The organism is Oleomonas cavernae, from assembly GCF_003590945.1.
Lineage (GTDB): Bacteria > Pseudomonadota > Alphaproteobacteria > Zavarziniales > Zavarziniaceae > Zavarzinia > Zavarzinia cavernae.
The window spans coordinates 1-23,578 of sequence record NZ_QYUK01000011.1; the positions used below are offsets into that span (position 1 = coordinate 1).

The following is a 23,578-nucleotide window of genomic DNA, read 5'->3' on the forward strand; positions in this document are numbered from 1 at the left end:
CGCCAGTCGAAATGATCTCGTAGGGTTCCTCGTTGTTCATGCCGAAGGCGATGTAGCGATCACCGAGCAAGTCATAAAGGACCTCGACGCAATACAGCGGGACGGTCGCATCGGTATATTGGATCAGATGGCCTTCGGACACGCGCCACAACTCGCCACGGCCGTCGAAATGGTCGCCCGCGACGATCGACCAAGTGTCTTCATCCATGTAATAGACCCGCTTGGCATAGATATGCCGCGACGCCGGCTTCAGTGTCGCCTCGACCACCCAGACCCGATGCAACTCATAGCGGGTCAATTCCGGGTTCAGGTGCCCGGGCTTCAGAATGTCCGCGTATTTGAGCAAACGGTCATCGAGCCGGTTTGCATTGTAGGGAATATACATCTCCCGCTTGCCGACCAGCTTCCAGTCGTAACGATCGATGGCGCCGTTATACATGTCGAAATTGTCGTTGGTCCGGGCGCCGTCCGCTGCGATGCCCGGGTTGTCATAGCCGATTTCCGGCGCGCGCAGGACGCGCCTGGTACCGGCATTGTAGATCCAGGCCTGCCGCGGCGCCCGCACCGGGTTGATGCGGTCGATCGCCAGCAAGGTGGTGCCGGCGAGACGCTGGGGCTCCAGGATCTTCTGCACATCCTTCAGGACGATGTCGGCATTCTCCGGCGTCTCGGGAACACCGGAGCGGAAGGTCATCATATCCCGGTAGATCATCGGGTCGAAGGAACCGTTCCGCTGCACCACGGCCTGGATCACGCGGCGTTCGAAGGCCTGCCCGCGATAGCGCACAAGGTGGTTCCAGATCGCTTCCTGCCCGGTCTTGGGGATCGGGAAGGGAACCGTCGAGAGACCCAGGTCGGACAGGCCATAGCCGCCGTCGGCCAGTTCGGTCTTGGTCGATTGCGCCCGGATGTGCTGGTAGATCGTCTCGGGCAGGGCGGCACTCCGGTGCGTGGGATAGACGTTCATGAAGAACGTCTCCTTGTAGCGCGCCAGCATCGCGGCCTGGCCATCGGTCAGCTTGGCGCGATATTGCGCCATGTTCGCCGCGGTGATCTTGAACAGCGGCTTGTCCGCGGCATAGGGGTCAGGCCGCGAGACGCCCGGCACCACGCCCGGCAGCACCGTCTTGATCCCGCCGTCCCAGGCGGGGATCGAGCCGTCGGCATTGCCCGCGCGCTCGGCCCCCATCGGCGTCAGGTCGGTGCCCAGCCGGGCCGCCTCCTGCTCGGTAATCTTGGCAACGGCCGAAGCCGACACCATCAGGCACCCAGCATCGCCACCGCGGCGATCGTCCTCTTGTTCACGTTCATGCCCTCCCCCAATCTCAAAACCGAGCCGTCGCGTTCAACGAGAAGAAGTCGCGATCTTTGCCGTAGTTGTATTCGCCGCCGATGAAGCGGACATAGGAGCCGCCGACGCTGTAACCCTGATAGTCAAGATCGAGGCCCAGCCCCAGGGCCATGCGGCCCTCGATATAGGTGCCGTCCGAGGCCGTGCCGTTGACGTCGTGCGACCAGCTCAGGAACGGCTTGGCATTGATGCCGGCGACGACGTCGGGATAGTCGAAGATGGCGCGGCCACGATAACCCCAGGAGAAGGTGGTGACATAACCGTCGTCGTCGCACTTCTTCGCCGTGGTTTCGCGGCAGACGCCGTTGCGGGCGCCCACGCCATAGACCGCCGTGCGACCGTAACGCTTGTCGGCAGGCAGGCCGTCCAGCATTTCGGCGCCCACTTCACCCAGGACAGTGATACCGACAGCGCCCAGCATGGGCGGCAGGACCTTGAAGCCCGACACGGTGGCGCGGTACTGATCGGCCTCGTCATAGCCGTGGTAGAGCGCGCCCGAGCCTATCCTGACGTCGGGCGAAATCGGCGTATCGACGGCGGCACCACCCGAAGCGAAGGCGGCGAGCAGGTCGTTGGCGTTGAGCTGGACCGGCATGTCGGGGCGATAGCTCACCTCGCCGGCCACCGAGACCCCGGCCAGGACCGAGGCGAAGCTGAGGCCGTAGAGCTGAATATCCTCCGGGTATTCGATCACGTACCTGAAATTGCCGCCCAGCGGGTCGCCCGGGATGAAGGGCACGCCGCCGTTCGCCGCCGTGGTGTTGAAGACGCTGATATAGGGCGTGCGGCTGTGGTAGTTGACGAAATAGGCGCCGAACTCGGTGTCGAGACCGGCGGAGTAGTAACGCAGGGCGGCGCCATACTGGCCGCCGTCGTTGGCATCGAGGTCCTCCGCGCGCTTGGCGACGCGGCCGCCGGCGATCGCGGCGGTATCGGCCAGTGCCGCGCCCAGGGTGAAGCCGTTGCAGCCGTGGGCCACCGCGTCGACGGTCGAGAAGTAGGTGCCGCAGGCATCGATCTCGGTCGGCGCCCATTCGAACTCGTAGAAGGCCTCCAGGCTGAGATCGCCGGTGATGCCGAAATTGACATAGGCGAGGCCGACCGGGAGCAGCCCCTCCTTGAGCTCGGCCCCGGGGCGGCGGAAGGCGCTGACGTCGATCGGGTTGATCGAGTTGATGCCGCCGCCGATGAAGGTGCTCTCGCCCCAGCTCACCACCTGGCGGCCGACGCGGGCCTCCAGCGCATGGTCGCCCAGGTCGAAGGAGCCGCGGACATAGGCTTCGAGCAGTTCGACGCCCTTGAACTGGGCAAGATCGGACAGGCCGTCGTCGGACAGGGGCGCGCCGGCCCGGTAGCCGTTGACCATGTTGCCGTGGGGCCGATCGCCTTCCGACAGTTCATAGTCGTACCAGGCCTTGCCGCTGATCACGGCGCCGAAATTCTCGTAGGAAAGTTTCAGCTCGGACAGCGCCTTGACACCGCTCGAGACGACATCGCCCTTGTCGAAGTTCAGCGACGGATCGTCATAGGCATTGGTCGAGGCATAGCCGCCGGGCCGGTTGCCGGGCGCGATGAACTCGAGGCTGGGGTCTTCCGCGCGGATCAGGATGCCTGCGCTGAGGACGGTGGAGAATGAAATATCGACATTGCCCACCTGGTATTCCGCGGCGCTGGCGACAGTGGTGGTGAGCAGGCCCACGGCAGCCAGTGCGGACGCCGTGACGGCACGCGAATGAATTGCAGGTGGGCCAGGCGATCACCTCGACGGTCGAGAAATTCGGCCGGCTCGACGTGCTGGTCAACAACGCCGGCATCGGCTCGTTCGGCCGGGTCGACATGCTCTCGACCGAGGAATGGCGCCGGGTGATGGCGGTCGATCTCGATGCCGTGTTCTTCGCCTGCCGTGCCGCCCTGCCGCACCTGGCGCAGGTGCGCGGCGCCATCGTCAGCACCGCGTCGATTTCGGGGACCGCGGCCGACTACGGCTTTGCCGCCTACAACGCCGCCAAGGCGGCGGTGATCAACCTGACGCGCGCCATCGCCATCGACCATGCGGGCGAGGGCGTGCGCGCCAACAGCATCTCGCCCGGCTATGTCGTCACGCCGCTGACCGCGCCCTTGCAGGCCGACGACCGCATCGGCGAGGCTTACCGCCAGCTCATCCCGCTGGGCCGGCCCTCGATGCCGGAGGAGCAGGCGGCGGCGATCCTGTTCCTGGCCTCCGACGATGCGAGCTACATCACCGGTGCCAACCTGATCGTCGACGGCGGCCTGACCGCGGCCACCGGCCAGCCCAATTTCGTGCGCATCTTCGCCGGGGCCAACTAGAGCCGAACAAACCCGAGTAGAGGGGGAGGCATCCCTCCCGGTACCATTCAACGACAAGAATAGTGGAGGAGAGATCATGGACCTTGCCCTGAGTGCCAAGGACGAGGCCTTCCGTGACGAGGTGCGGGGCTTCCTCGATGCCAGGCTGAACGATCGCCTGCGCGAGGCGGCGCGGCTGTCGACCAGCGTCTATACCGATCGCGAGACCATGCGCGAATGGCACACCATCCTCCACGCCCAAGGCTGGATCGCGCCGGCCTGGCCAGTCGAATACGGCGGCTGCGGCTGGTCGGTGATCCAGCGCTATATCTTCGCGATCGAATTGGCGCGGGCCAATGCGCCGGGCCTGTCGCCCATGGGGCTTGGCATGTGCGGGCCGGTGCTGATCGGCCACGGCAGCGCGGAACAGAAGGCGTTCTATCTGCCGCGCATCCTCTCAGGCGAAGATTTCTGGTGCCAGGGCTATTCCGAGCCGGGTGCCGGCTCCGATCTTGCCGCCCTGCAGATGAGTGCCGTCGACGACGGCGACCACTTCATCTGCTTCGGCTCGAAGATCTGGACCACTCACGGCCAGTATGCCAACCGCATCTTCTGCCTGGTGCGCACCGACAGGAGCGGCCCGCCCCAGCGCGGCATCACCTTCATCCTGATCGACATGGACACGCCGGGCATCGAGGTCAGCCCGCTGATCATGCTCACCGGCGAACATGTCCAGAACCAGATCTTCTTCACCGATGTCCGTGTCCCCAGGGCCAATGTGGTGGGCCGCATCGGCGACGGCTGGACGGTCGCCAAATACCTGCTGGAATTCGAGCGCGGCGGCAATGCCTATGCCCCCTCGCTCCATGTCCGCCTCGACAAGATCCGCGCCATGGCCCGGGCGGAACAGGCGGGCGACGGCACCGCGCTGATCGATGACAGCAACTTCGCCCGGAAACTCGCCGAGGCCGCGGTGGAGATCATGGCGCTCGAATATACCGAGCATCGGGTGATGTCGGCTCTCTCCCAAGGCGGCACCCCGGGCATGCAGGCCTCGCTCATGAAGACCCGCGGCACCGAGATGAGCCAGCGCCTGACCGAACTGGCGATCGAGGCTGCGGCCTATTACACGGCGCCGTTCCAGCCCCATGCGATCAACCCGGCCGGCCCGGTCCCGGGCCACGCGCCGCCGGGCGGCAATGCCGCGCCCATCGGCCCCGACCATTCCCTGACCGTGATGGCCAAATACCTCAACGACCGGGCCGGCTCGATCTATGCCGGGTCGAACGATATCCAACGCAACATCATGGCCAAGGTGATGGGCCTGTAGCGTCCCGCTGTGATCCGCATCACAGGCGGCGCGGCCCTGTATTCTTTCCCCGGCACAACCGCGCTATGGTGTCGCCGTCGTTGCGCCACCGGCAGGGCGGCGTGCGCATTGAGGTGGGGAGATCTCGGATGGCAATCCTTCGTGCCGCCTGGGCGGCATCAGGGCTCCTGGCCGGTCTGCTGATCGGCCTGATGCCGATCGGTGCCGGCGACGTTGCCCGCGCTGATACGGCCGCCGCCGGCCTGGTGCTCAACCTTCGCGGGAGTGCCGAGGCGACCAGGGAAACCGTCCAGCGGCCGCTGTCGCCGGAAGATTCCGTCTTCACCGGCGATGCGGTGGCCACGGGCGCCAAGTCCCGGATCGAAATCCGCCTGGGCCGCGATACCACCATCGCCATCGGCGAGAACGGCCGGGTCAAGATCGACGATTTCCTGGCCGAAGCGGGCGGGGAAATTTCGCTCGAGGCCGGGGCCCTGATGCTCGACAAGGATCCCGAAAGCGTTGCCCGGCCGATCAAGGTCAACAGCGACTTCGGCCAGATCGCGGTGCGCGGCACCAATTTCTTCGCCGGCCCCAGCCGGGGAAGCTTCGGCGTGCTGCTGCTCCGCGGCCACGTCGTGGTCACGGCTGCCGGCACCAGCGTGGAACTGAAGGCCGGCGAGGGCACCGACATCGCCTATCCCGGCGCCCCGCCGTCGCCGCCCAAGGTCTGGGCGCCCGAGCGGGTCGAGGAGGCCCTGGCCCAACTTCGGTGAGCGGCGCCGTGTGTCTTGCCGCGTTTCGGGAGGGGGCCGATGGCTGAAGCAGATCTCGTCGAAGCCTTGCTTGCCTCGACCGAGGCCTTCGGCGCCCTCGAGCCCGAGGATCTGGCGATCTGCGCCAAGGCGTTCCGGGAGGTCCATTTCGACAGCGGGCGCATGCTGTTTGCCGTCGGCGATCCCGGCTCCATGGCCTATCTCCTGGCCGAGGGGCTGGTGCGCCTTGCCCTGACCACCGCTTCCGGTCGCGAGTTGAGCTTCCGGGTCGCCGGTCCCGGCGAGTTGATCGGCGAGATCGCGGCCTTCGACAGCGGCCCGCGGACCGCCGATGCCACCGCCATTTCGCCGGTTCGGGCCTACGGCATTTCCGCCGCCGATTTCGACCATCTATTCGAGACCCGCCCCCGGCTGGCCCGCTCGGTGATACACCTGCTGTGCCGCCGCCTGCGGGCGACCACCGATCAACTGGAGGGGATCGCGCTCCACAAGATCGAGGTGCGCCTGGCGCGCTTTCTCCTGGGCCTGCTCGGCCAGCGGACCGCCCCGCCAGGGCGGCGCCTGTCGCTCGAACTCGGCTACTCGCAAAGCGAGCTGGCACGCCTCGTCGGCAGCAGCCGGTCCAAGCTGAACATGGCGCTGGGCGTGCTCGAGGATGCCGGTGCCATCAAACGCACCAGCGATCGCCTGTTCTGCGATCCCGCCATGCTCGCCCAATTCGCAGACTCGGCCGATGATTAGGCTGCTGCGCGGGAGAATCGCGGCTGCCGCCCTAGGCGCCATGGCCTGCTTCGTCGTCTATGTCGCCTTCACCCTGTTGTTGCCGGACGTCCGGCAAAACCTGGAGGAGCGGGCGACGGATCTCACGCTGGGCCTGGCGATGGAACTTGTGGCGACACCGGCGCCAGGGTCCACCCCGGTGGTGGTGATCGATATCGACGCGGCGAGTACCGGTGCCATCGGCGCTTGGCCCTGGCGGCGTTCGCTGCTGGCCGATCTCGTCGACAAGGCCGCTGCCGCCGGTGCCGTCGCGATCGCGATCGACATTCTGTTCGCCGACCCGGACCAGCGCTCGCCGGCGGCCCTGGCGCGCCGGCTGGGCCAGATGGTCGAGGACCCGTCGCTCGCCGCTTTGGCGGATCGCCTCGACGACGACGACAGGCGCTTCGCCCAGGCCCTGGGAGGCAGGCCGACGGTGCTGGGCTTTGCCCTGACGCCGACGGCGGCCAAGACGGTGCGCGGCGCCCCCGTCCTGGTGCGCGGCCGCGCAGGCCTTGACGGGATGTGGCGCTTTGCGGGGGCCGATGCACCGACCGAGGTGCTGGCGGCGGCCGCCACTGGCAGCGGTTGCCTGGCCCTGCCGGGCGACAGCGACGGGATCGTCCGCCGGTTACCCCTGTTCGTCGGCGTCGGCGACGAAATCCGCCCTGGACTCGCGCTCGAAGCCGTGCGCGTGGGGGTGGGCGCTTCGCTCTACAAACTCGACGGCGGGCAGGGTCGGTTTGCCACCGGCAGCATCACCGGCGCCCTGGCCGCCGATGCGATGCTCAGGCTGCCGCCATTGGCTGCGACCCCGCCGATAAAGGCGATCCCGGCCCGTGACGTGCTGGCGGCGAACGGGCCTGTGGCGGCACTTGCCGGCGCGATCGTCTTCATCGGGGGCTCGGCGCCGGAACTGGGGGGCCTGCGGGCGACAGCGGGCGCGTCGCTGACCCCGTCGGTCATGATCCATGCCGCCGCCGCACGGCAGATCCTGCAGGGCTTCGTCCCGCGGACATCGGCGCTGCTCCAGCGCTACGCCTATATCGTCGCGGGTCTGGCCGGACTGGTCGGCGTGGCCATCCCTTTGCTGCTGCCGCCGCTCGCCGGTGCGGGCGTCATGCTGGCGGCGATCGCGGCTTTCGCGGTGTTCGTGGTCAATGCCGCCGCCGGCGGCGTTCTGATCGAGCCCGCTTTGGCCCTGGTGCTGGCCGCAACCGGCTATGTGGTCACGGCGATCCTGGCCTTCGCCTTCCAGCACCGGCGCGAGCGGCACATTCGCCGGCGCTTCGAGCAGCATCTCTCGCCCCACGTCGTCGCGATGATCGCCCGTGATCCTTCCCTGCTGAAACTCAAAGGTCAGCGCCGCGAGGTGACGGCCATGTTCACCGATATCGCCAACTTCACCGGCCTGACCCATGGCACCGATCCGGAGACGCTGGTGGCCATGCTCGACGCCTATTTCGGCGGCATGTCCGAGATCGTCGTGGCCCATGGCGGCATGGTCGACAAGTTCGTCGGCGACGCCATCCATGCCCTGTTCAATGCCCCGCTGGAGCAGCCCGGGCACGCGCAAGCCGCCGTGCGCTGCGCCCTGGCGCTCCACGCCTGGAGCGAGGCGTTCCGCCGCCGGGAGGTGCCGGCGGCCCTGGGCTTCGGCCATACGCGGATCGGCGTCGAGACCGGCGAGGTGATCGTCGGCGATGTCGGCACGGGCTCGAAGCTCGACTATACCGCCTATGGCGACACGGTGAATGCCGCCGCAAGGCTCGAGGCAGCGAACAAGGAACTGGGCACGATGATCTGCGTCGGGCCCGGCACGGCCGCCCGGTGCCCGGCCGGGCTGCTGCGCCCGGGCAAGACCATCCAGTTGCGCGGCTTCGACGTGCCGATACAGGTTTTCGAGCCTGTTACCCAGGGGACAGGCGGCTCACAGGTGCCATGATACGACTTGTTCCTGAGGGCTGAGAGGCGCCGCCACGCTAGAGCGGACTGTCCGACCCGGTTCCTCGCTGTTACGGTTGCTTGCCGCTGCGTTTCACGCGGTCGCGTTGGGGGAATGTGTTCAATCCGGTGTGTTGTAGCCAGCCGCGGCTTGCGGCAGGCAACGCCCCCTGCGGTCCGGCAAGCCCGGTTTGTTTGCGTGGCCTCACTCAGGTCTGCACTGAACACAGGAGACGGCAATGGCCGACATTCGTGGGACGACTTCCGGCAACACGCTCGACAGCGCCGACGGCGTCACCAGCGGTGATGACGAGATCTATGGCCGCGGCGGCGACGACGTCGTTTTCGGCCTGGGCGGCGATGATTTCATCGCCGACGGCGCCTGGAGCGGCGGCCCGGCCCGCACCCCGTTCAATGCCTTCCTGCACGGCTTCAGCACCTGGAGCAGCGGCGGCGACGACGAATTCCACGGCGGCTCGGGCGACGACACGCTGATCGGCGACGGTGGCGACGACACCCTGTTCGGCGACGGCGACGACGACACGCTCCAGGGCGGCCAGGGCAACGACACGCTGGACGGCGGCTCGGGCAACGACATCCTGATCGACGACACCGGCAACGAAGTCATCCGCGGCGGCACCGGCACGGACACGGTGCGCTACAACATCAGCGGCAGCAGCGATGCCGAGCCGACGGACTCCGAGCCCTTGTTCCCCGTGGGCGTAAAGGGCGTGTTCGTCGACATGGAAACGGGCCGCTCGGGTTTTGCCTTCGACGATCCCGCCGACAACCGCATTTTCGACGTCCGCTACGACAGCGCCGAAATCTTCGAACTGGGTTCGCGCAATGACGAATTCCACGGCAACAACGCCAGCCAGACCATCCGTGGCCAGGGCGGTGACGATGTGCTCGAAGGACGCGGCGGCGGCGACACGCTGGACGGCGGCACGGGCAGCGATACGGCGAGCTATGAAAGCGCGCCAAGCGCCGTCTTCGTCACCCTGCGCTTCGGCGACATCAACATCATTTCCGGCGCCTCCGACGAACTGGGCGACAGCCTGATCAGCATCGAGAACCTGACCGGTTCGCGCTTCGACGACGGGCTGACCGGCGGCGACGGCGCCAACATTCTCAAAGGCCTGAACGGCAACGATTTCCTGGATGGCCGCGGCGGCGCCGACCGGCTGGACGGCGGCGGCAATACCGACACCGCCGACTACCAGGCCTCGAACGCGGCGATCAACATCTCGACCGACGGCACCGCGGGCAGCGGCGGCTTTGCCGCGGGCGACCGCCTGACCAGCATCGAGAACATCATCGGTTCCAGCTTCAACGACGTGATCAGCGGCCACAGCAACGCCATCAACAATGTCTTCGAGGGGCGGGGCGGCAACGACAATCTCTTCGGCGTGGCCGGCGACGATATCCTCGCGGGCGGCACCGGCATCAACCTGATCGATGGCGGCACGAGTGTCGACACGGTCAGCTACCGCGACATCGCGGGGCCGGTCAGCGTCTCGCTGCAGGACTTCGGCAACGGCGGCAGTGCTTCGGCCACCAATCTCAGCGACACGATCTTCGGCGTCGAGAATGTCGACGGCACCGATGCCGGCGACTTCGTGTTGGCCGACGCCAACGCCAACCGCCTGCGCGGCTTCGGCGGCAATGACGACCTGCGCGGCATCGGCGGCGAGGATGTGCTCGACGGCGGCGACGGCGACGACATCCTGATGGGCGGCACCAGCGGCGACCAGTTGCTGGGCGGCAAAGGCACCGATACGGCTAGCTATCGCCTGTCGGAGAAGCCGGTGCAGGTCAACCTCGCCACCGGCGAGACCGTCGGCGGTGAGGCGGCGGGCGACACCCTCTCCAGCATCGAGAACCTGATCGGTTCCTCCTTCGCCGACCGGCTGGTCGGCAACGCCTTCGCCAACGAGTTTTCCGGCCTGAACGGCAACGACACCCTGATTGGCGGCGCCGGCGCCGACCGCTTTGCCGGCGGCAGCGGCACCGATACGGTCTCCTACGAAACCTCGTCCTCGCCCATCATCCTCGACTTGGCCAACCCTGTGGTCAACACCGGCGACGCGGGTGGCGACACCTTCGACAGTATCGAACGCTTCATCGGCACCGGCGGCGCGGACATCATGTTCGGCGACGACGGCAACAACGAACTCCTGGGTGCCGGCGGGGCCGACTTCCTGTTCGGCCGCTGGGGCGACGATACCCTGCGCGGCGGTGGCGCCAGCGACACGCTGGACGGCGGCGGCTGGAACGACCAGCTCTTCGGCGACGATGCCGACGACACGCTGGTGGGCGGCGCCGGATCCGACCTGCTCAACGGCGGGGCCGGGCGCGATACCGCGTCTTATTCGACGGCACCCGGGCGCATCGTCGTCGACCTGAACGACCCCACCCAGAACCGGGGCGATGCGGAAGGCGATAGCTTCGTCAGCATTGAGGTGATCACGGGCAGCACCGCCGACGATATCATCCGCGGTGCCAACGGCCTGGCGATGACGCTGATCGGGGGCGATGGCGCCGACGAACTGGTGGGCGGCAACCTCGACGATGTGCTGGAGGGCGGCCTGAAGGACGACGTCTTGACCGGCGGCATCGGTGCCGATGCGCTGCTGGGCGGGGACGGCATCGACACCGCCTCCTACGAGAATTCGATCCGCAGTGTGGTGATCGACCTGCGCCCCGGCGGGTCCCTGACCGGGGGTGACGCGGTTGGCGACACCTTCTCCTCGATCGAGGTGTTCCGCGGCACCAACTTCTCCGATGTCTTCATCGGCAACGGCCAGGATCTCACGTTCCAGGGCCTGGGCAGCGGCGACACGTTCATCGGCAGCGCGGGCCGGGAGGTCTTCGACGGCGGGCCGGGCGACGACGTGGTCACCTATGCGCTCTCCGCCGATGCCATCACGCTCGACCTGTTCGATCGCACGCAGGACACTGGCGACGTGGTGGGCGACCGTTTCCTGTCGATCGCAGCCATCAATGGCACGGCCCTCGAGGATCGCCTGAGCGGCAACGACGAGGCAAACCACTTCCAGGGCCTGAGCGACGACGATGTGATCGACGGGCGTGCCGGCAACGACATCCTGTCGGGCGACGGGGGCGACGATACGCTGATCGGCGGCCAGGGCGCGGACAGCATGGCCGGCGGCGACGGCATCGACATCGCCAGCTATCTCCAGTCCACCGGCGTGACGGTTGCCCTCGACGGGACCCTGACCGCGACGGGTGACGCCGTCGGCGACAGCATGGAGGAAATCGAGAACCTGCTCGGCTCGCGCACCGATGCCAACCGGCTGCGCGGCAACGGCGGCGTCAACGAGATCACGGGCGGCGATGCCCGCGATACTTTGGAAGGCCAGGGCGGCGACGACGTGCTGCATGGCGGCAAGGATGTCGACCGCCTGTTCGGCGGCGGCAACAACGACCGCCTGTTCGGCGAGGCCGGCGACGACATCCTGTCGGGCGGTTCCAACCGCGACACGCTGATCGGCGATGCCGGCAACGACACGCTGACCGGCGGCACCGACCTGGACCGCTTCCAGTTCACCACCCGCGAATTCGGCCGCGATACCGTGACCGACTGGCAGGGCGGCACGGACAAGCTGCGCACCAACCTGGCCGACGACCTGTCCGACTTCACCGTGACCGGCAACGGCACGACCGAGGTGGTGCTGACGCTGCTGTCCGATGTCGACAGCGTGATCGTGCTGCAAGCCGCCTCGGCCTTCACCATCACGAACACGGATTTCGAGTTCGTGTAACACGCTCGATCAAAAAGCCCTCTCCTCCTAGGAGGAGAGGGTTGGGTGAGGAGGGCGGTCGGCGTAGGGCGCGGTCCGTACCGCCGACCACCTCACCCTCCCGTCGCTTCGCGCCGGGCCCCTCCCTCTCCCCCGCACGCGGCGGAGAGGGATTTTCTTACGCCGCCAGGACCATCTTCAACGCGCCGTCCAGCTTGCCGTCGAAAATGCGGTAGGCGTCCGCACCCTGGTCCAGGGTCATGCGATGAGTGATGACCCGTTCGGGCTTCAGGCGGCCGCCGGCGACCAGCGGGATCAGTTGCGGCCACATGGTCTGGACGAAGCAGCCCGCCACCCGGAAGGTCAGGGTCTTGTTGAAGGCGGTCCACAGCGGATACTTAAACGCCTGGTTCTGGTTGACGCCGAAGACCGAGATGCTGGCGCCCTGGCCGGCCAGGGCGATGGCAAGCTGGATGGTCGCGTCCGATCCCACCGCCTCGACCGAACATTGGACCATGGCCCCGCTGGTTGCCTCGCGCACGAAGGCCACGGGGTCGGTGGGGTCGACCGGGATGGCGCCCAGTTGCTGCGCCCGGGCCCGCCGCGACTCGACCAGGTCGATGGCGAAGACCTTCGCGGCGCCCAGGGCGAAGGCGCATTCGATCGCCAGCAGGCCGATCGGGCCCAGGCCGACGATGGCGACCGTCTTGCCCGGGCCGATATCGGCATTGAGGCAACCCATATAGGCGGTGGGCAGGTTGTCGGTCAGCATCAGGGCCTGGTCGTCGGTGATGCCGTCGGGGATTCTCAGGGCGTTGCTGTCGGCATTGGGCACGGCGATGCCCTCCGACTGGCAGCCGGGCAGGGCGTGACCCAGGCCGTAGCACGAGATCGTGCGCTGCGGGCATTGGGCGGCCAGGCCGGCGAAGCAGGCCGGGCACTTGCCGCAACTGCCGAAATTGACCGCGGCCGAGACCATCACCCGGTCGCCGACCTTCAGCGACTTGACCCCGCTGCCCACCTCGGCGATTTCGCCCACCGCCTCGTGGCCGACGCAGAAGCCCAGGTCCGGCGTGAAGCCGTGGCCGTGATAGATGTGCAGGTCGCTGCCGCAGATGCCGCAGGCGGTCATCTTGACCACGGCACCGGTTACCCCCATCGGGGCCGCGTCCTTAACCTGGTCGCAGCGGATGTCTTTTTCGCCGTGATAGCAAAGCGCCTTCATGACCGGTCGTTCCTTCCCTGCGCGTTGTATTCCGCGATCTTGAGCTTGCCCAGTTGGGACAGGTGCACCTCGTCGGGGCCGTCGGCGATGCGCAGGAACCGGTTCAGGGTGAAGAAGCCGGCGATCGGCGTATCGGCGCTCACCCCCATGCCGCCATGGGCCTGAATCGCCCGGTCGGTCACCGTCTGAGCCATCTGGGGTGCCACGATCTTGATCGCCGCGATCAGGTCGCGGGCACCCTTGTTGCCGAAGCGGTCCATGTGGTCGGCGGCCTTGAGCGTCAGCAGGCGGGCCTGCTCGATCTCGCAATAGGACCGTGCGACGTCCTGGCGGATGCTGCCCTGGTCGGCCAGCTTGCGGCCGAAGGCGACGCGGCTTTCGACCCGCCTTGCCATGATCTCCAGCGCCCGCTGGGCCTGGCCGATCGAGCGCATGCAGTGATGGATGCGGCCCGGGCCCAAGCGCCCCTGCGCGATCTCGAAGCCGCGGCCTTCGCCTAAGATCAGGTTTTCCTTGGGGACACGGACATTCTCCAGCAGCACCTCGGCCTCGCCGCCGGGCGAGTTGTGGTGACTGAAGACGCTCTGGTTGCGGACGATCTGCACGCCGGGGGTGTCGCGCGGCACGATGATGGTCGAATGCTGGCGATGCTTGGGCGCCGTGGTGTCGGTCTTGCCCATCACGATGAGGAGCTTGCAGCGCGGGTCCATGATGCCCGAGATCCACCACTTCAGCCCGTTGATGACGTAATCGTCGCCATCACGCACGATCGAGGTTTCCAGGTTGGTCGCGTCCGACGAGGCGACATTCTTTTCGGTCATCAGATAGGCCGAGCGGATCTCGCCGGCCAGCAAGGGGGCGAGCCACTGCGCCTGCTGCTGCGGCGTGCCGAACTTGGCCAGCACTTCCATGTTGCCGGTATCGGGGGCGGAGCAGTTGAAGATCTCCGACGACCACGGCACCCGGCCCATGATCTCGGCCAGGGGTGCATATTCGAGATTGGTCAGGTCGGCACTGAAATGGCCGTATTCCTCGGGCAGGAACAGGTTCCACAGGCCGGCCGCCCGGGCCTTGGCCTTGAGTTTGTCAAGGGCCGGCCAGGGCTTCCACAGATTGGCCATGTCGTGGACCCAGTCGTGGTGCGTCTGCTCGGCCGGGTAGACATGGGTGTCCATGAAATCGTTGAGCTTGTCGATCAACGCCTGGGCCTTGTCCGAATGCTGGAAATTCATGTGATCTCTCCCTACCCATTTCGTCATCCCGGCCTCGAGCCGGGATCTTTCGACCAGTGTTTTCGGTGCTTCTTCGTCCCGAGATCCCGGCTCAGGGCCGGGATGACGCGCTAATGTTGTTTCTCAGGACAGGATCAGGCCGCCGTCGACGATCAGCGTCTGGCCGATCACGTAGGCGGCGAGGGGGGAGGCGAGGAACAGGGCGGCGCTCGCCATATCGTCGGGCGTGCCCATGCGGCCGGCGGGAATCGCGGCCAGGGCCATTTCCCGGCGCTTGGGGTTCTCGGTGGTGACCTTGGTCAGCTTGGTATCGACCAGGCCCGGCGCGATCCCGTTGACACGGATGCCCTCGGGCGCGAAAGCCTCGCCCAGCGTGCGGGTCAGGGCGACGGCACCGGCCTTGGAGGCGGCATAGGCCGGGTTGCCGCGATTGGCGGTGTAGCCGGAGACCGAACTGATGACGATCATCGAGCCCCTGGCCGCGCGCAGCAGCGGCCGGAACTTGTTGCTGCAGTTCATGACGCTGTCGAGGTTGACCGCCATGACCTTGTCCCAGCCGGAACGCTCGAACTCGCCCTGCTTGTAGAGCACCGTGCCCTGGCTGAGCACCAGCACGTCGAGCCGGTCGAAAGCCGGCACATGGCCCTCGATCGCGGCGGGATCGCCCACATCGACGCAAGCGTAGGCAAGGCCCGACAGGTCGGAGCCCTCGATGCCATCGTAGTCGGCCGCGGTGGGGCGGGTACCCCAGACATGCACTTCGGCCCCGCGCCGGCGGAAGCCCTGGGCGATGCCATTGCCGATGCCGCTGGATCCGCCGACGACCAGCACCGTCTTGCCCGTGAAATCGAGTTCGTTCATTGATCGCCCCTATTGGATCCAGCGCTGCGCGCGCTCGAGCAGCGAGATCGTGCCGGCATGCAGCATGTCGCCGGTCTCCTTGGGCGCCTTGCCGGCGCAGGCCCGGGCATAGGTCCCTTCCAGGATGATGCCCAGCTTGTAGCAGGCCAGCACCGCGTACCACTCGATGTGGGAAAGATCGCGGCCGGTGCGCGGCCGGTAATGCTCGATCAGCTCGGCGGCGCTGGGGAAGCCGTCCCAGGGCGTAACCCCGACCGTGCCGACCGTGCCCCGGCCGTCCTCGGGCCAGGTCGCCATCAGCCAGCCCAGGTCGATCAGCGGATCGCCGATCGTGGTCAGCTCCCAGTCGACGATGGCGGCCAATTCCGGACTGTCTTTTCGGAACATGACATTGGCCAGGTGATAGTCGCCGTGAATGATGCCGGGCTGGAAGCTGGCCGGGCGATGAGCCTCCAGCCAGGCGGCGATGCGCTCGACGCCGGGCAGTTGCGCCTGGCCCGGCCAGCCGGCGTGTTCGGCATAGGACTCGAGCTGCCCGCGCCAGCGCGCGACCTGCCGTTCCAGGTAATGGTCGGGCTTGCCGAAGTCGGTCAGGCCCACCGCCCTGTAGTCGACGGCGCCCAGGGTGGCGATCGCCTCGACCATCGACAGGCCCATGCGGTGGCGGATCGCAGGCGAGCCGGCGTGCAGCGGCAACAGGCCGGTGGTGGCGTTGAAGCCGTCCACCGGCTCCATCAGGTAGAAGGCGGCACCCAGGACATCTTCCTGGGGGCAGGGCGCGATCAGGCGCGGGTGGGGCACGGCGGTATCGGCCAGGGCGGCCAGCATGCGCATCTCGCGCCGCATGGTCTCGTTGGAATTGGCGCGCAGGTGCCGGGGCGGCCGGCGCAGGACATAGGCGCGGCCGTCCCGCTCCAGCAGCAGCAGCAGGTTCTGCGTGCCCCGGTCAGCACGCGGGTGCTGGTGATCGGCCCCTGGCCCAGACCCTCCCGGGTCATCCAGGCGGTGAGCGCGTCCAGATCCACGGGGATGTCCCGTTCGTTCAAGGCCCTCTCCCTCGTCCAAATTTAAGTCATTTGGATAAATTGATTGACTTAGGTAAGGCCGTTCCAATAGCCTTGTCAAGGTCACCAGCGACGGTAAAAGGCGGCATGAAGGACGAGAGCAAAAGGCAGCCGGCGGCACGCGAGCAGATCAAGCTGGCGGCGCTGCGCCTGTTTGCCGTCCATGGCATCGACGGCGTTACCGTGCGCCAGATCGTCGATGCCTGCGGGCAGAAGAACCATGCCGCGGTCAGCTACTATTTCGGCACCAAGGAAGCCCTGGTGCGCGAGCTGGTGGTGGACGGGGCCCGGCTGATCGATATTCGCCGCAATGCCCTGCTCGACACCCTGGAAGCAGTCGGCGACCCGGTGACGGTGACCCAGGTGGCGGAGGCGCTGGTCTATCCCTCGATCGACCTGGGCGGCGAGGGGGAGGAGGACAGCTACATCCGTTTCATCTTCATGCTGACCATGAACCAGCGGGCGCTGTTCATGGATGCGCTGGAGAACCGCTGGAACTCGGGTTACCTGCGCTGCCTCGATCATCTGCGCCGGCTGCTGCCGCATCTGTCGCCGGCCATGCAGAACCAACGCTTCGTCTTCATGGGCGCCTATGTCGCCTGCGTGCTGGCCTTCCGCGAGGCAGCGCTCAGCGATCGCTCGCGGCCCCATGCGATGTGGCGGGCGCACGGAACGCTGGCCGATTTCATCGTCACCCTGACCGCCATGCTGGAAGCGCCGCTGGCGCAGGAGGGCGGCCTGCCCGTGTCGCGCCGGGGCAAACCGCGCTCGATCGTCGGCTCGGTCGGCATGATCCTGGACTAGAACCACGCAGAAGGGAAACGCGATGACGGCAAAGACACCGGCGGGCAGACTGGTCACGGCCTTTGGCGATGTGGCGGCCATGAGCGCGCTCTATGCCCCCGACATCGAATGGAGCCTGCCGGCCTCGCTGCCCTTTCCCCGCCCCATGAAGGGTTACGACGCGGTCGTTGCCTTCAATGTCGCGGTCTGGACCGAGAACTATTATCCCGACTGTTCGGTGACCATCCTCGACGAGCTGGGCGACGAGGTGGCCAGCGCCGTGCGCTTCATCTACCGCGCCCGCTTCAAGGCGACCGGCGCACTTTACGAAAACGAGTACACGCTATTTGCCCGCGGCAGCGCTGCCGGCATCGCCCAGGTGTTCGAGGCCATGGACTCGGTGGCGATCATCGACCAGATGGGCGGCGGCAAGGTGGGCGACACCTTCCAGAAATTCCTGGCGGCGGCCCGACCGTCATGAACGACGTACCTGTTTGATCGTCATCCCCGCGAAGGCGGGGATCCACGGCGGGTGAAAGCACGGGCGGACCCGTATCGCCATGACGGTGGATCCCCGCCTTCGCGGGGATGACGGAATTTGATAGGTTACGCCGCCGCGCTGGCTGGCAGCACCACGGTGATCCAGAAGATCGACTGGGCGAGGCCCAGCAGTTCGGCGCCGAAGGAGACCCAGATCAGCGTCGTCGGCCGGCCGTCGGTGACGAAGCTGATCAGGCGGCCCAAGGTCAGGCCGGCGGTCAGCACGGCGACCAGGACCAGTGCGGGCAGGATCAGCACCGGTACCGCCGCCGCCGCGGTCACCAGGATGCCGGCGGCGACCGCGACACCACCGGCGCTGGCCCTGGTCTGGTTACGGGCATTGACGCTGTTCAGCTCGATGCCGAAGGGCAGGGACGCCGCCACCGGGCTGAAGATCGGGCGCAGCCCGACCAGAACGATGATGATGCCGGTAATGATCAGAAAGCCATCCATGAGCGTCTCTCCCTTATGTTCTTGCTTGGTTACGCCTGGCAGGCCAGCAGGGCCTGTACCGTCTTCCTCACCACGGCCGCTGCCGCCTCGACCGGCAGGCCCTGCTCCTGGCGCAGGCGCCGCCAGGCCTCGAAGCTCATGGCCAGGTCGATCGCATCGATCAGCACCGGGTCGGTCATCTCGGGCGGCAGCACGTCGAGGATCATCTTGCGCTGGAAATGGACCAGGAACTGGTGGTCCTCGGTCAGGTAGGGCGAGCGGAAGCGCTGCACGTCGGCGGCGTTCTTCACCGGCATCAGCTTCTCCACCACGCGCACGCGGCGGTCGATGAGCGCGAAGAGCCGGTCGGGCCAGGCCGCGGGCAGGGGGTGGCGACCAGGGGCGCCAGTTCGGCATAGAGGATGCTGTGGATCTCGCGGTAGAGCGAATCCATGTCCTCGAACAGGCGGAACACGGTGCGCAGGCCGACACCGGCCTTGGCCGCCACGGCTTCCGCGCCGGGCGCCACATCGCCCGCCCGCACCAGGGCCAGCATGGCCTCGACGATGCGGCGGCGATTGTCGACCGCGCGCTGACGCCGGCCGTCCAGCAGGGGTGCCTCCGCCATCAAAAGGCGTCGGGCCGGCAGGCGATCAGCAATTGCCCCTCCAATCCGGCACTGCGGTGGCCGGAGATCGCCCGCACCGCGTCCGAGGTGGCGATGGCGGCAAAGGCGGCGCGCGAGGGGTACTCGACCAGGGCGACCACATGCCAGGGCGCCTCGGCCGTACCGATGACCATGCCTGTCGCGTCGCCCGAGAAGATCAGGCGCCCGCCCTGGGACTCGACCAAGGCCTTCATGGCGGCGGCATAGCGCCCGTAGGCGCCGCGCCCGCTCAAGGCGGCATCCTGGCCGTCGGGATAGGCCGCGGTCTCGCGAAAGCGCAGCAGGTTCAGCATCACCACCGGGCCGTCGTCCTGAGCGTCGAACAGGGCGCGGATCTGCTCGCCCCTGGGCATTACCGCATTTTCGACCTGCATTGTCGCGCCCTTCCCTGGCCGATTTTATGACACTGACCGTGCCAATATAGCGCGGCGGCGTCAAGCATCCGCTCTTGACAGGCAACTAGATGGTTGCATATTAAGCCTATGGATCTCGACGAGGTGTTCAAGGCCCTGGCGGACCCGACAAGGCGCGCCCTGCTGGACCGGCTTCATGCCCGCAACGGCCAGACCCTGGGCGAATTATGCGAAGGCCTGGGCATGTCACGCCAGGCGGTGACCAAGCATTTGGGCATCCTGGAGGCAGCGAACCTGGTGGCGGTGCTGCGGCGCGGGCGCGAGAAGCTGCACTACCTCAACCCGGTGCCGATCCACGCCATTTCGCAGCGCTGGATCAGCAAATACGAGCACGGCCGGCTGCAGGCACTCGCCGAGCTCAAGAAGCGACTGGAGGAAGACCCCGATGGCCCATGACCGTTTCGTCTATGTCACCTATATCCGCACCACGGTGGAGAAGCTGTGGCAGGCCCTGATCGAGCCCGACTTCACCCGCCGCTATTGGGCCGAGACCTGGCAGGATTGCACCTGGCAGCCCGGCGCGGCCTGGCGCCTGATGATCCCCGACGGGCGCATCGGCGATGCCGGCGAGGTTCTGGAGATCGAGCCGCCCCGCCGCCTGGTCCTGTCCTGGCGCAACGAGTTCAAGCCCGAACTGCGCGTCGAAGGCTTCTCCCGCCTGACCTACGAGCTCGAGACCATGGGCGACATGGTTAAGCTCACCCTGATCCACGAGATGGAGCTGACCGGCTCCAAGCTGATCGAGGCGGTCTCCAGCGGCTGGCCGATGATCCTGGCCAGCCTCAAGAGCCTGCTCGAAACCGGTCAATCCCTGGAGGCCACCCGCCGCTGGCCGGAAGGGGTTTGACCGAAATATGCTATCGTCGCCCTTCCCGCCAAGACAGGAGACGTAACGCCAGCAATTCAGACCAACGATCGACCTGCCCGCCGGCGGTGTTCTGTGGTTAGCACCGATCCCCGGGCATTCCTGGATCTTTTGGCCCGGCGCGTCACCGCCGTGCTGCGCGCCTCTGGCGACAACAATCTCCGCTTCCTTGCCGTGGATGCGCTGTTCCTCGACTACAGCTTTCTCGAGCCCGAACAACGGGCCCTGATCGGCATTGCCTACATGTTCGGCATCGGCGGCCGGAAGGGGAACTCGACCTTCGCTTTGAGGCTGGATTTCAGCGATGGGGCGGCCGCGTCCTGGCGGCTTGGCCGGCTGGTCGAGTTGCTGCCCGATCCGGAAGACCCCCGCTGGCTCGATATCGATCGAAACCAGTGCTACCTCGGCATTCGCCTGGGCGAGGTGGCGCAAGGCGTTTGACGTAATGGTACCGGCAAAGGCAGGCCTGCCATGTCGGGGGCACCCTTGCCGGTGATCCCGAGCCGTGGTGCCATCGCCGCCCCGAGAGCAAGGCTTGGCGCAAGGTAATGACCAGCTCACCGACCCCCCGCCGCGAGATCCTCGACGGCCTGCGCGCCGGCATTACCATCTCGCTGGGTGCTGCCCCCTTTGGCCTGATGGTGGGGGCCTCGGCCATGTCGCATGGGTTGAGCCCGCTCGAGGCCATCGCCATGTCGATGCTGGTCTTCGCCGGGGCGGCGCAGTTTGCCGCTATCGAGCTGTGGGCACAGCCGCTGCCGGTGGCGGCGATCGTGCTGACCGTGGCCGTGCTCAATATCCGCCACCTCCTGATGGGGGCGTCGATCCGCCCGGTCCTGTTGCCGGCGGGGAAGCTCGGGGCTTCCGGCCTCGTCTTCTTCCTGACCGACGAGAGCTGGGCCGTCACCTTGGACGCTACCCGGCGGCGCGCCGTGGGGCCGGCGTTCTATGCCGGGGTCTCGCTTCTGCTCTATGGCGTGTGGGTCACCTCGACCGCGCTCGGCACCCTGCTCAGCCGCGTCATCGAGGACCCCAGCCGGCTTGGTCTCGACTTCATCCTGGTCGCGGTCTTCACCGTGCTGATCCTGGGCCGCTGGACGGGTAAGCGGGATCTGGCACCCTGGGTGGTCAGCGCCGGCGTGGCGCTGGCTGTCCATCTGCTGCTGCCCGGCAAGTGGTATGTGATCGCCGGTGCGATCGCGGGGGCCGTTACCGCCGCGGCCCTGCATGAAGAGCCTGAAACGGTGGAGGTCACGCCATGATCGACGCCGACCTGGTCCTCGCCTTCGCCGGCATGATCGCCGTCACCTATGGCGCGCGCCTCGGCGGGCTGTGGCTGGGCGGCCTGATCCCCACCCACGGCCGCTGGCGCGCGGCGCTCGACGCGCTCACCCCCGCCATGCTGATTTCCCTGATCGTGCCGACCGCGCTCGCCACCGGCGTCGCCGAGACGGTGGCGACGCTGGTGGTCGCGGTTGCCGTGGTGGCGTGGAAGGCACCGAACCTGGCGCTGCTGCTGGGCGTGGTGGCGGTCGCGGGGCTGCGGGCGGTGGGGTGAGGGTCGTCTCGAAGGACGCGCCTTGTTACCCCGGCCCTCAGCCTGCCTTGAGCCCGGCCAGCACCAGTTTCCACACCCCGTCGAAGGCCGCCATGATGCCCGGATCGCGCCATTCCCCGGCATGGGCGGGCTTGTGGAACCGGGCGGTGGCATCGAGCACGGCGCGGGCGGTGGCGATGGGGTCGGTGGTTTTGAAGATCCCTTGCGCGGCGCCGTCGGCGATGATGCGGGTCAACTGGTCGAGCAGGTGGTCGACATGGGCGATGACCACCTCGCGGGCATCCATGGCGATGCGGTGGTAGGTCTCGAACAGTTCGGGATCGTCCAGCACCTTGCGGTGCTTGGCCTCGATCAGGCGGTCGAACCACTGGCGCAGGCGCGCATCAGCCGGGCCATCGTCCCGGGCGATGGCTTCGAGCGGCGCCGAGACGCGGGCGAGCCAGCGTTCGGCCACGGCATCGCGTAGGGCGGCCTTGCTGGCGAAGTGGCGATAGACGCTGCCGTGGCTGACATTCAGCGCACGGGCAACGTCCACCACCGTGGCCTTCTGCGGCCCGAAGCGGCGCAGGACATCCTCCGCCGCTTCCAGGATCCGCTCGCGGCTCAAGACCTCGTCAGCGGCCATCGGGCCTATCCCCGTTCGCTGTCCAGCAGGGCCATCTGCTCGGGCGCATAGCGGGTGCCGGCGATGGCATCGGCGGGGATCGCCCGTTCGATGTCGGCCAGATCGGCAGGGGTAAGCTCAAGGGTCAAGGCTCCAAGCGACTCGGCGAGGCGGTCCCGGCGACGGGCACCGATCAGCGGGACGATATCCGATCCCCGCGACAGTGCCCAGGCAACCGCGACCTGGGCGACCGAGGCGCCCTTGTCGGCCGCCACGCCGCGCAAGGTCTCCACCAGTTTCAGGTTCGCCTCGAGATTGGCGCCCTGGAAGCGCGGGCTGTGGGCCCTGAAATCGCCCGGGCCGGACGCCCCGCCGGCCTGCCAGTGGCCCCCGAGCAGGCCGCGCGAGAGCACGCCGTAAGCGGTGATGCCGATACCCAATTCGCGGGCGGTGGGCAGGATCTTGGCCTCGATCCCGCGCGTGATCAGGGAATATTCGATCTGCAGGTCGACGATCGGGTGAACGCTGGCGGCCCGGCGCAGGGTCTGCGCGCCGACTTCCGACAGGCCGATGTGGCGGATGTAGCCGGCCTTAACCAGGTCGGCCAGGGTCCCCACCGTTTCCTCGATCGGCACATTGGGGTCGAGGCGGGCGGGGCGGTAGATGTCGATGTAGTCGGTGCCCAGGCGTTTCAGCGAATAGGCCAGGAAGTTCTTCAGCGCGGCCGGGCGGTTGTCGATGCCGACGAAGGCGCCCTTGGGATCGCGCATGGCGCCGAACTTCACGCTGATCTGTACCGCCTCACGCGGCCGGCCGGCCAGGGCTTCGTGGATCAGCAGCTCGTTGTGGCCCATGCCATAGAAGTCGCCGGTGTCGATCAGGGTGATGCCGGCATCGAGCGCCGCGTGGATGGTGGCGATGCTCTCCGCCCGGTCGGGCGCGCCATAGAAATCGGACATGCCCATGGCGCCGAGGCCCAGGGGGAAGGACTGCGGGCCGGTGCGGCCCAGGGTGCGAAGCGTGGTCATGGGGGCTTCCTCGGTTGCGGTGAAGGGAACATAAACGCACGAATAACAAAAATCAATATCTGTCATTTAGATTTTGAGGCGGAGCGAAAAATCCGG

25 protein-coding genes are annotated in these 23,578 nt (G+C 67.2%); 13 read left to right on the forward strand and 12 right to left on the reverse strand.

Features of this window, described 5'->3' with window-relative positions:
* Together D3874_RS03695 and D3874_RS03700 are read right to left on the reverse strand one after the other, a co-directional pair.
* Positions 1-1,261: DUF1329 domain-containing protein (locus tag D3874_RS03695; protein WP_147385513.1), on the reverse strand; the 1,261-nt coding region annotated here is incomplete at its 3' end.
* 64 nt (positions 1,262-1,325) lie between these two features.
* Entirely contained in the window at positions 1,326-3,089 is a 1,764-nt protein-coding gene (locus D3874_RS03700; protein WP_119776727.1) for a DUF1302 domain-containing protein, read from the reverse strand.
* Between the two features lie 5 nt (positions 3,090-3,094).
* On the opposite strand from D3874_RS03700, the gene D3874_RS03705 reads away from it, so the two are divergent.
* The 6 genes from D3874_RS03705 to D3874_RS03730 all read left to right on the forward strand — a co-directional run bounded on the left by D3874_RS03705 (position 3,095) and on the right by D3874_RS03730 (position 12,231).
* A complete protein-coding gene (locus D3874_RS03705; protein WP_199698924.1) occupies positions 3,095-3,679 on the forward strand; it encodes an SDR family NAD(P)-dependent oxidoreductase in 585 nt (194 codons plus the stop codon).
* A gap of 76 nt (positions 3,680-3,755) precedes the next feature.
* Positions 3,756-4,988 (forward strand): acyl-CoA dehydrogenase family protein, encoded by a 1,233-nt coding sequence (locus D3874_RS03710; protein ID WP_119775177.1) that lies wholly within the window; start codon positions 3,756-3,758, stop codon positions 4,986-4,988.
* A 128-nt stretch (positions 4,989-5,116) separates the two neighbouring features.
* Positions 5,117-5,743, forward strand: a complete 627-nt coding sequence (locus D3874_RS03715) for a FecR family protein (RefSeq protein WP_158595753.1) — start codon at positions 5,117-5,119, stop codon at positions 5,741-5,743.
* Between the two features lie 39 nt (positions 5,744-5,782).
* Entirely contained in the window at positions 5,783-6,484 is a 702-nt protein-coding gene (locus D3874_RS03720; protein ID WP_119782090.1) for a Crp/Fnr family transcriptional regulator, read from the forward strand.
* The gene (locus D3874_RS03725) at positions 6,477-8,447 is read left to right on the forward strand and encodes an adenylate/guanylate cyclase domain-containing protein (protein ID WP_158595819.1); all 1,971 of its coding nucleotides are present in this window, start codon (positions 6,477-6,479) and stop codon (positions 8,445-8,447) included. The genes D3874_RS03720 and D3874_RS03725 overlap by 8 nt, the downstream gene beginning before the upstream one ends.
* Before the next feature lie 238 nt (positions 8,448-8,685).
* Complete coding sequence (locus D3874_RS03730) at positions 8,686-12,231, forward strand: calcium-binding protein (protein WP_119776734.1); 3,546 nt, start codon at positions 8,686-8,688, stop codon at positions 12,229-12,231.
* Positions 12,232-12,388: 157 nt separating this feature from the next.
* Here D3874_RS03730 and D3874_RS03735 read toward each other — a convergent pair whose 3' ends face one another.
* The 4 genes from D3874_RS03735 to D3874_RS03750 form a co-directional block, all read right to left on the reverse strand.
* Positions 12,389-13,435, reverse strand: a complete 1,047-nt coding sequence (locus D3874_RS03735) for an alcohol dehydrogenase family protein (RefSeq protein ID WP_119776735.1) — start codon at positions 13,433-13,435, stop codon at positions 12,389-12,391.
* The gene (locus D3874_RS03740) at positions 13,432-14,667 is read right to left on the reverse strand and encodes an acyl-CoA dehydrogenase family protein (protein WP_119776738.1); all 1,236 of its coding nucleotides are present in this window, start codon (positions 14,665-14,667) and stop codon (positions 13,432-13,434) included. The genes D3874_RS03735 and D3874_RS03740 overlap by 4 nt, the downstream gene beginning before the upstream one ends.
* Positions 14,668-14,790: 123 nt before the next feature.
* Entirely contained in the window at positions 14,791-15,528 is a 738-nt protein-coding gene (locus D3874_RS03745; protein ID WP_119776740.1) for an SDR family NAD(P)-dependent oxidoreductase, read from the reverse strand.
* Positions 15,529-15,537: 9 nt separating this feature from the next.
* Positions 15,538-16,593 (reverse strand): phosphotransferase family protein, encoded by a 1,056-nt coding sequence (locus D3874_RS03750; RefSeq protein ID WP_199698925.1) that lies wholly within the window; start codon positions 16,591-16,593, stop codon positions 15,538-15,540.
* 86 nt (positions 16,594-16,679) lie between these two features.
* Here D3874_RS03750 and D3874_RS03755 point away from each other — a divergent pair, with 86 nt between their 5' ends.
* Both D3874_RS03755 and D3874_RS03760 read left to right on the forward strand, forming a co-directional pair.
* Entirely contained in the window at positions 16,680-17,396 is a 717-nt protein-coding gene (locus D3874_RS03755) for a TetR/AcrR family transcriptional regulator (protein ID WP_119776742.1), read from the forward strand.
* A gap of 22 nt (positions 17,397-17,418) precedes the next feature.
* Positions 17,419-17,856 (forward strand): nuclear transport factor 2 family protein, encoded by a 438-nt coding sequence (locus D3874_RS03760; RefSeq protein ID WP_119776745.1) that lies wholly within the window; start codon positions 17,419-17,421, stop codon positions 17,854-17,856.
* A 125-nt stretch (positions 17,857-17,981) separates the two neighbouring features.
* On the opposite strand, the gene D3874_RS28370 is transcribed toward D3874_RS03760, so the two are convergent.
* From D3874_RS28370 to D3874_RS03770, 4 genes are read right to left on the reverse strand one after another with little or no spacing between them, the layout of a single operon-like run.
* On the reverse strand, positions 17,982-18,368 hold the full coding sequence (locus D3874_RS28370; protein WP_158595820.1) for a DUF4345 family protein: 387 nt from the start codon (positions 18,366-18,368) through the stop codon (positions 17,982-17,984).
* 29 nt (positions 18,369-18,397) lie between these two features.
* The gene (locus D3874_RS28375) at positions 18,398-18,664 is read right to left on the reverse strand and encodes a hypothetical protein (RefSeq protein WP_158595821.1); all 267 of its coding nucleotides are present in this window, start codon (positions 18,662-18,664) and stop codon (positions 18,398-18,400) included.
* The gene (locus D3874_RS28380; protein WP_158595822.1) at positions 18,664-18,975 is read right to left on the reverse strand and encodes a hypothetical protein; all 312 of its coding nucleotides are present in this window, start codon (positions 18,973-18,975) and stop codon (positions 18,664-18,666) included. Before D3874_RS28380 ends, D3874_RS28375 begins: the two co-directional genes overlap by 1 nt.
* Positions 18,975-19,388: a DUF1330 domain-containing protein gene (locus D3874_RS03770; protein ID WP_119776748.1), complete on the reverse strand. Its 414-nt coding sequence runs from the start codon at positions 19,386-19,388 to the stop codon at positions 18,975-18,977. The genes D3874_RS28380 and D3874_RS03770 overlap by 1 nt, the downstream gene beginning before the upstream one ends.
* A 93-nt stretch (positions 19,389-19,481) precedes the next feature.
* Here D3874_RS03770 and D3874_RS03775 point away from each other — a divergent pair, with 93 nt between their 5' ends.
* The 5 genes from D3874_RS03775 (at position 19,482) to D3874_RS03795 (ending at position 21,850) form a co-directional block, all read left to right on the forward strand.
* Positions 19,482-19,823, forward strand: a complete 342-nt coding sequence (locus D3874_RS03775) for an ArsR/SmtB family transcription factor (RefSeq protein WP_233559825.1) — start codon at positions 19,482-19,484, stop codon at positions 19,821-19,823.
* Positions 19,813-20,274 (forward strand): SRPBCC family protein, encoded by a 462-nt coding sequence (locus D3874_RS03780; RefSeq protein WP_119776753.1) that lies wholly within the window; start codon positions 19,813-19,815, stop codon positions 20,272-20,274. The genes D3874_RS03775 and D3874_RS03780 overlap by 11 nt, the downstream gene beginning before the upstream one ends.
* Positions 20,275-20,403: 129 nt before the next feature.
* Entirely contained in the window at positions 20,404-20,733 is a 330-nt protein-coding gene (locus D3874_RS03785) for a hypothetical protein (protein ID WP_119776755.1), read from the forward strand.
* 107 nt (positions 20,734-20,840) lie between these two features.
* The gene (locus tag D3874_RS03790; RefSeq protein ID WP_119776758.1) at positions 20,841-21,554 is read left to right on the forward strand and encodes an AzlC family ABC transporter permease; all 714 of its coding nucleotides are present in this window, start codon (positions 20,841-20,843) and stop codon (positions 21,552-21,554) included.
* Positions 21,551-21,850, forward strand: a complete 300-nt coding sequence (locus D3874_RS03795) for an AzlD domain-containing protein (protein ID WP_119776761.1) — start codon at positions 21,551-21,553, stop codon at positions 21,848-21,850. The genes D3874_RS03790 and D3874_RS03795 overlap by 4 nt, the downstream gene beginning before the upstream one ends.
* Before the next feature lie 37 nt (positions 21,851-21,887).
* Here D3874_RS03795 and D3874_RS03800 read toward each other — a convergent pair whose 3' ends face one another.
* A complete protein-coding gene (locus tag D3874_RS03800) occupies positions 21,888-22,475 on the reverse strand; it encodes a TetR family transcriptional regulator (protein WP_119776763.1) in 588 nt (195 codons plus the stop codon).
* A gap of 5 nt (positions 22,476-22,480) precedes the next feature.
* Complete coding sequence (locus tag D3874_RS03805) at positions 22,481-23,482, reverse strand: aldo/keto reductase (protein WP_119776766.1); 1,002 nt, start codon at positions 23,480-23,482, stop codon at positions 22,481-22,483.
* Between the last annotated feature and the right edge of the window lie 96 nt (positions 23,483-23,578).

Bases quoted from the DNA above. Each gene is read 5' to 3' on its own strand.
- D3874_RS03710 (WP_119775177.1), top strand. From the start codon at position 3,756: ATGGACCTTGCCCTGAGTGCCAAGGACGAGGCCTTCCGTGACGAGGTG.
- D3874_RS03715 (WP_158595753.1), top strand. From the start codon at position 5,117: ATGGCAATCCTTCGTGCCGCCTGGGCGGCATCAGGGCTCCTGGCCGGT.
- D3874_RS03720 (WP_119782090.1), top strand. From the start codon at position 5,783: ATGGCTGAAGCAGATCTCGTCGAAGCCTTGCTTGCCTCGACCGAGGCC.
- D3874_RS03725 (WP_158595819.1), top strand. From the start codon at position 6,477: ATGATTAGGCTGCTGCGCGGGAGAATCGCGGCTGCCGCCCTAGGCGCC.
- D3874_RS03730 (WP_119776734.1), top strand. From the start codon at position 8,686: ATGGCCGACATTCGTGGGACGACTTCCGGCAACACGCTCGACAGCGCC.
- D3874_RS03735 (WP_119776735.1), bottom strand. From the start codon at position 13,435: ATGAAGGCGCTTTGCTATCACGGCGAAAAAGACATCCGCTGCGACCAG.
- D3874_RS03740 (WP_119776738.1), bottom strand. From the start codon at position 14,667: ATGAATTTCCAGCATTCGGACAAGGCCCAGGCGTTGATCGACAAGCTC.
- D3874_RS03745 (WP_119776740.1), bottom strand. From the start codon at position 15,528: ATGAACGAACTCGATTTCACGGGCAAGACGGTGCTGGTCGTCGGCGGA.
- D3874_RS03755 (WP_119776742.1), top strand. From the start codon at position 16,680: ATGAAGGACGAGAGCAAAAGGCAGCCGGCGGCACGCGAGCAGATCAAG.
- D3874_RS03760 (WP_119776745.1), top strand. From the start codon at position 17,419: ATGACGGCAAAGACACCGGCGGGCAGACTGGTCACGGCCTTTGGCGAT.
- D3874_RS28370 (WP_158595820.1), bottom strand. From the start codon at position 18,368: ATGGATGGCTTTCTGATCATTACCGGCATCATCATCGTTCTGGTCGGG.
- D3874_RS28375 (WP_158595821.1), bottom strand. From the start codon at position 18,664: ATGCCGGTGAAGAACGCCGCCGACGTGCAGCGCTTCCGCTCGCCCTAC.
- D3874_RS28380 (WP_158595822.1), bottom strand. From the start codon at position 18,975: ATGGCGGAGGCACCCCTGCTGGACGGCCGGCGTCAGCGCGCGGTCGAC.
- D3874_RS03770 (WP_119776748.1), bottom strand. From the start codon at position 19,388: ATGCAGGTCGAAAATGCGGTAATGCCCAGGGGCGAGCAGATCCGCGCC.
- D3874_RS03780 (WP_119776753.1), top strand. From the start codon at position 19,813: ATGGCCCATGACCGTTTCGTCTATGTCACCTATATCCGCACCACGGTG.
- D3874_RS03790 (WP_119776758.1), top strand. From the start codon at position 20,841: ATGACCAGCTCACCGACCCCCCGCCGCGAGATCCTCGACGGCCTGCGC.
- D3874_RS03795 (WP_119776761.1), top strand. From the start codon at position 21,551: ATGATCGACGCCGACCTGGTCCTCGCCTTCGCCGGCATGATCGCCGTC.
- D3874_RS03800 (WP_119776763.1), bottom strand. From the start codon at position 22,475: ATGGCCGCTGACGAGGTCTTGAGCCGCGAGCGGATCCTGGAAGCGGCG.
- D3874_RS03805 (WP_119776766.1), bottom strand. From the start codon at position 23,482: ATGACCACGCTTCGCACCCTGGGCCGCACCGGCCCGCAGTCCTTCCCC.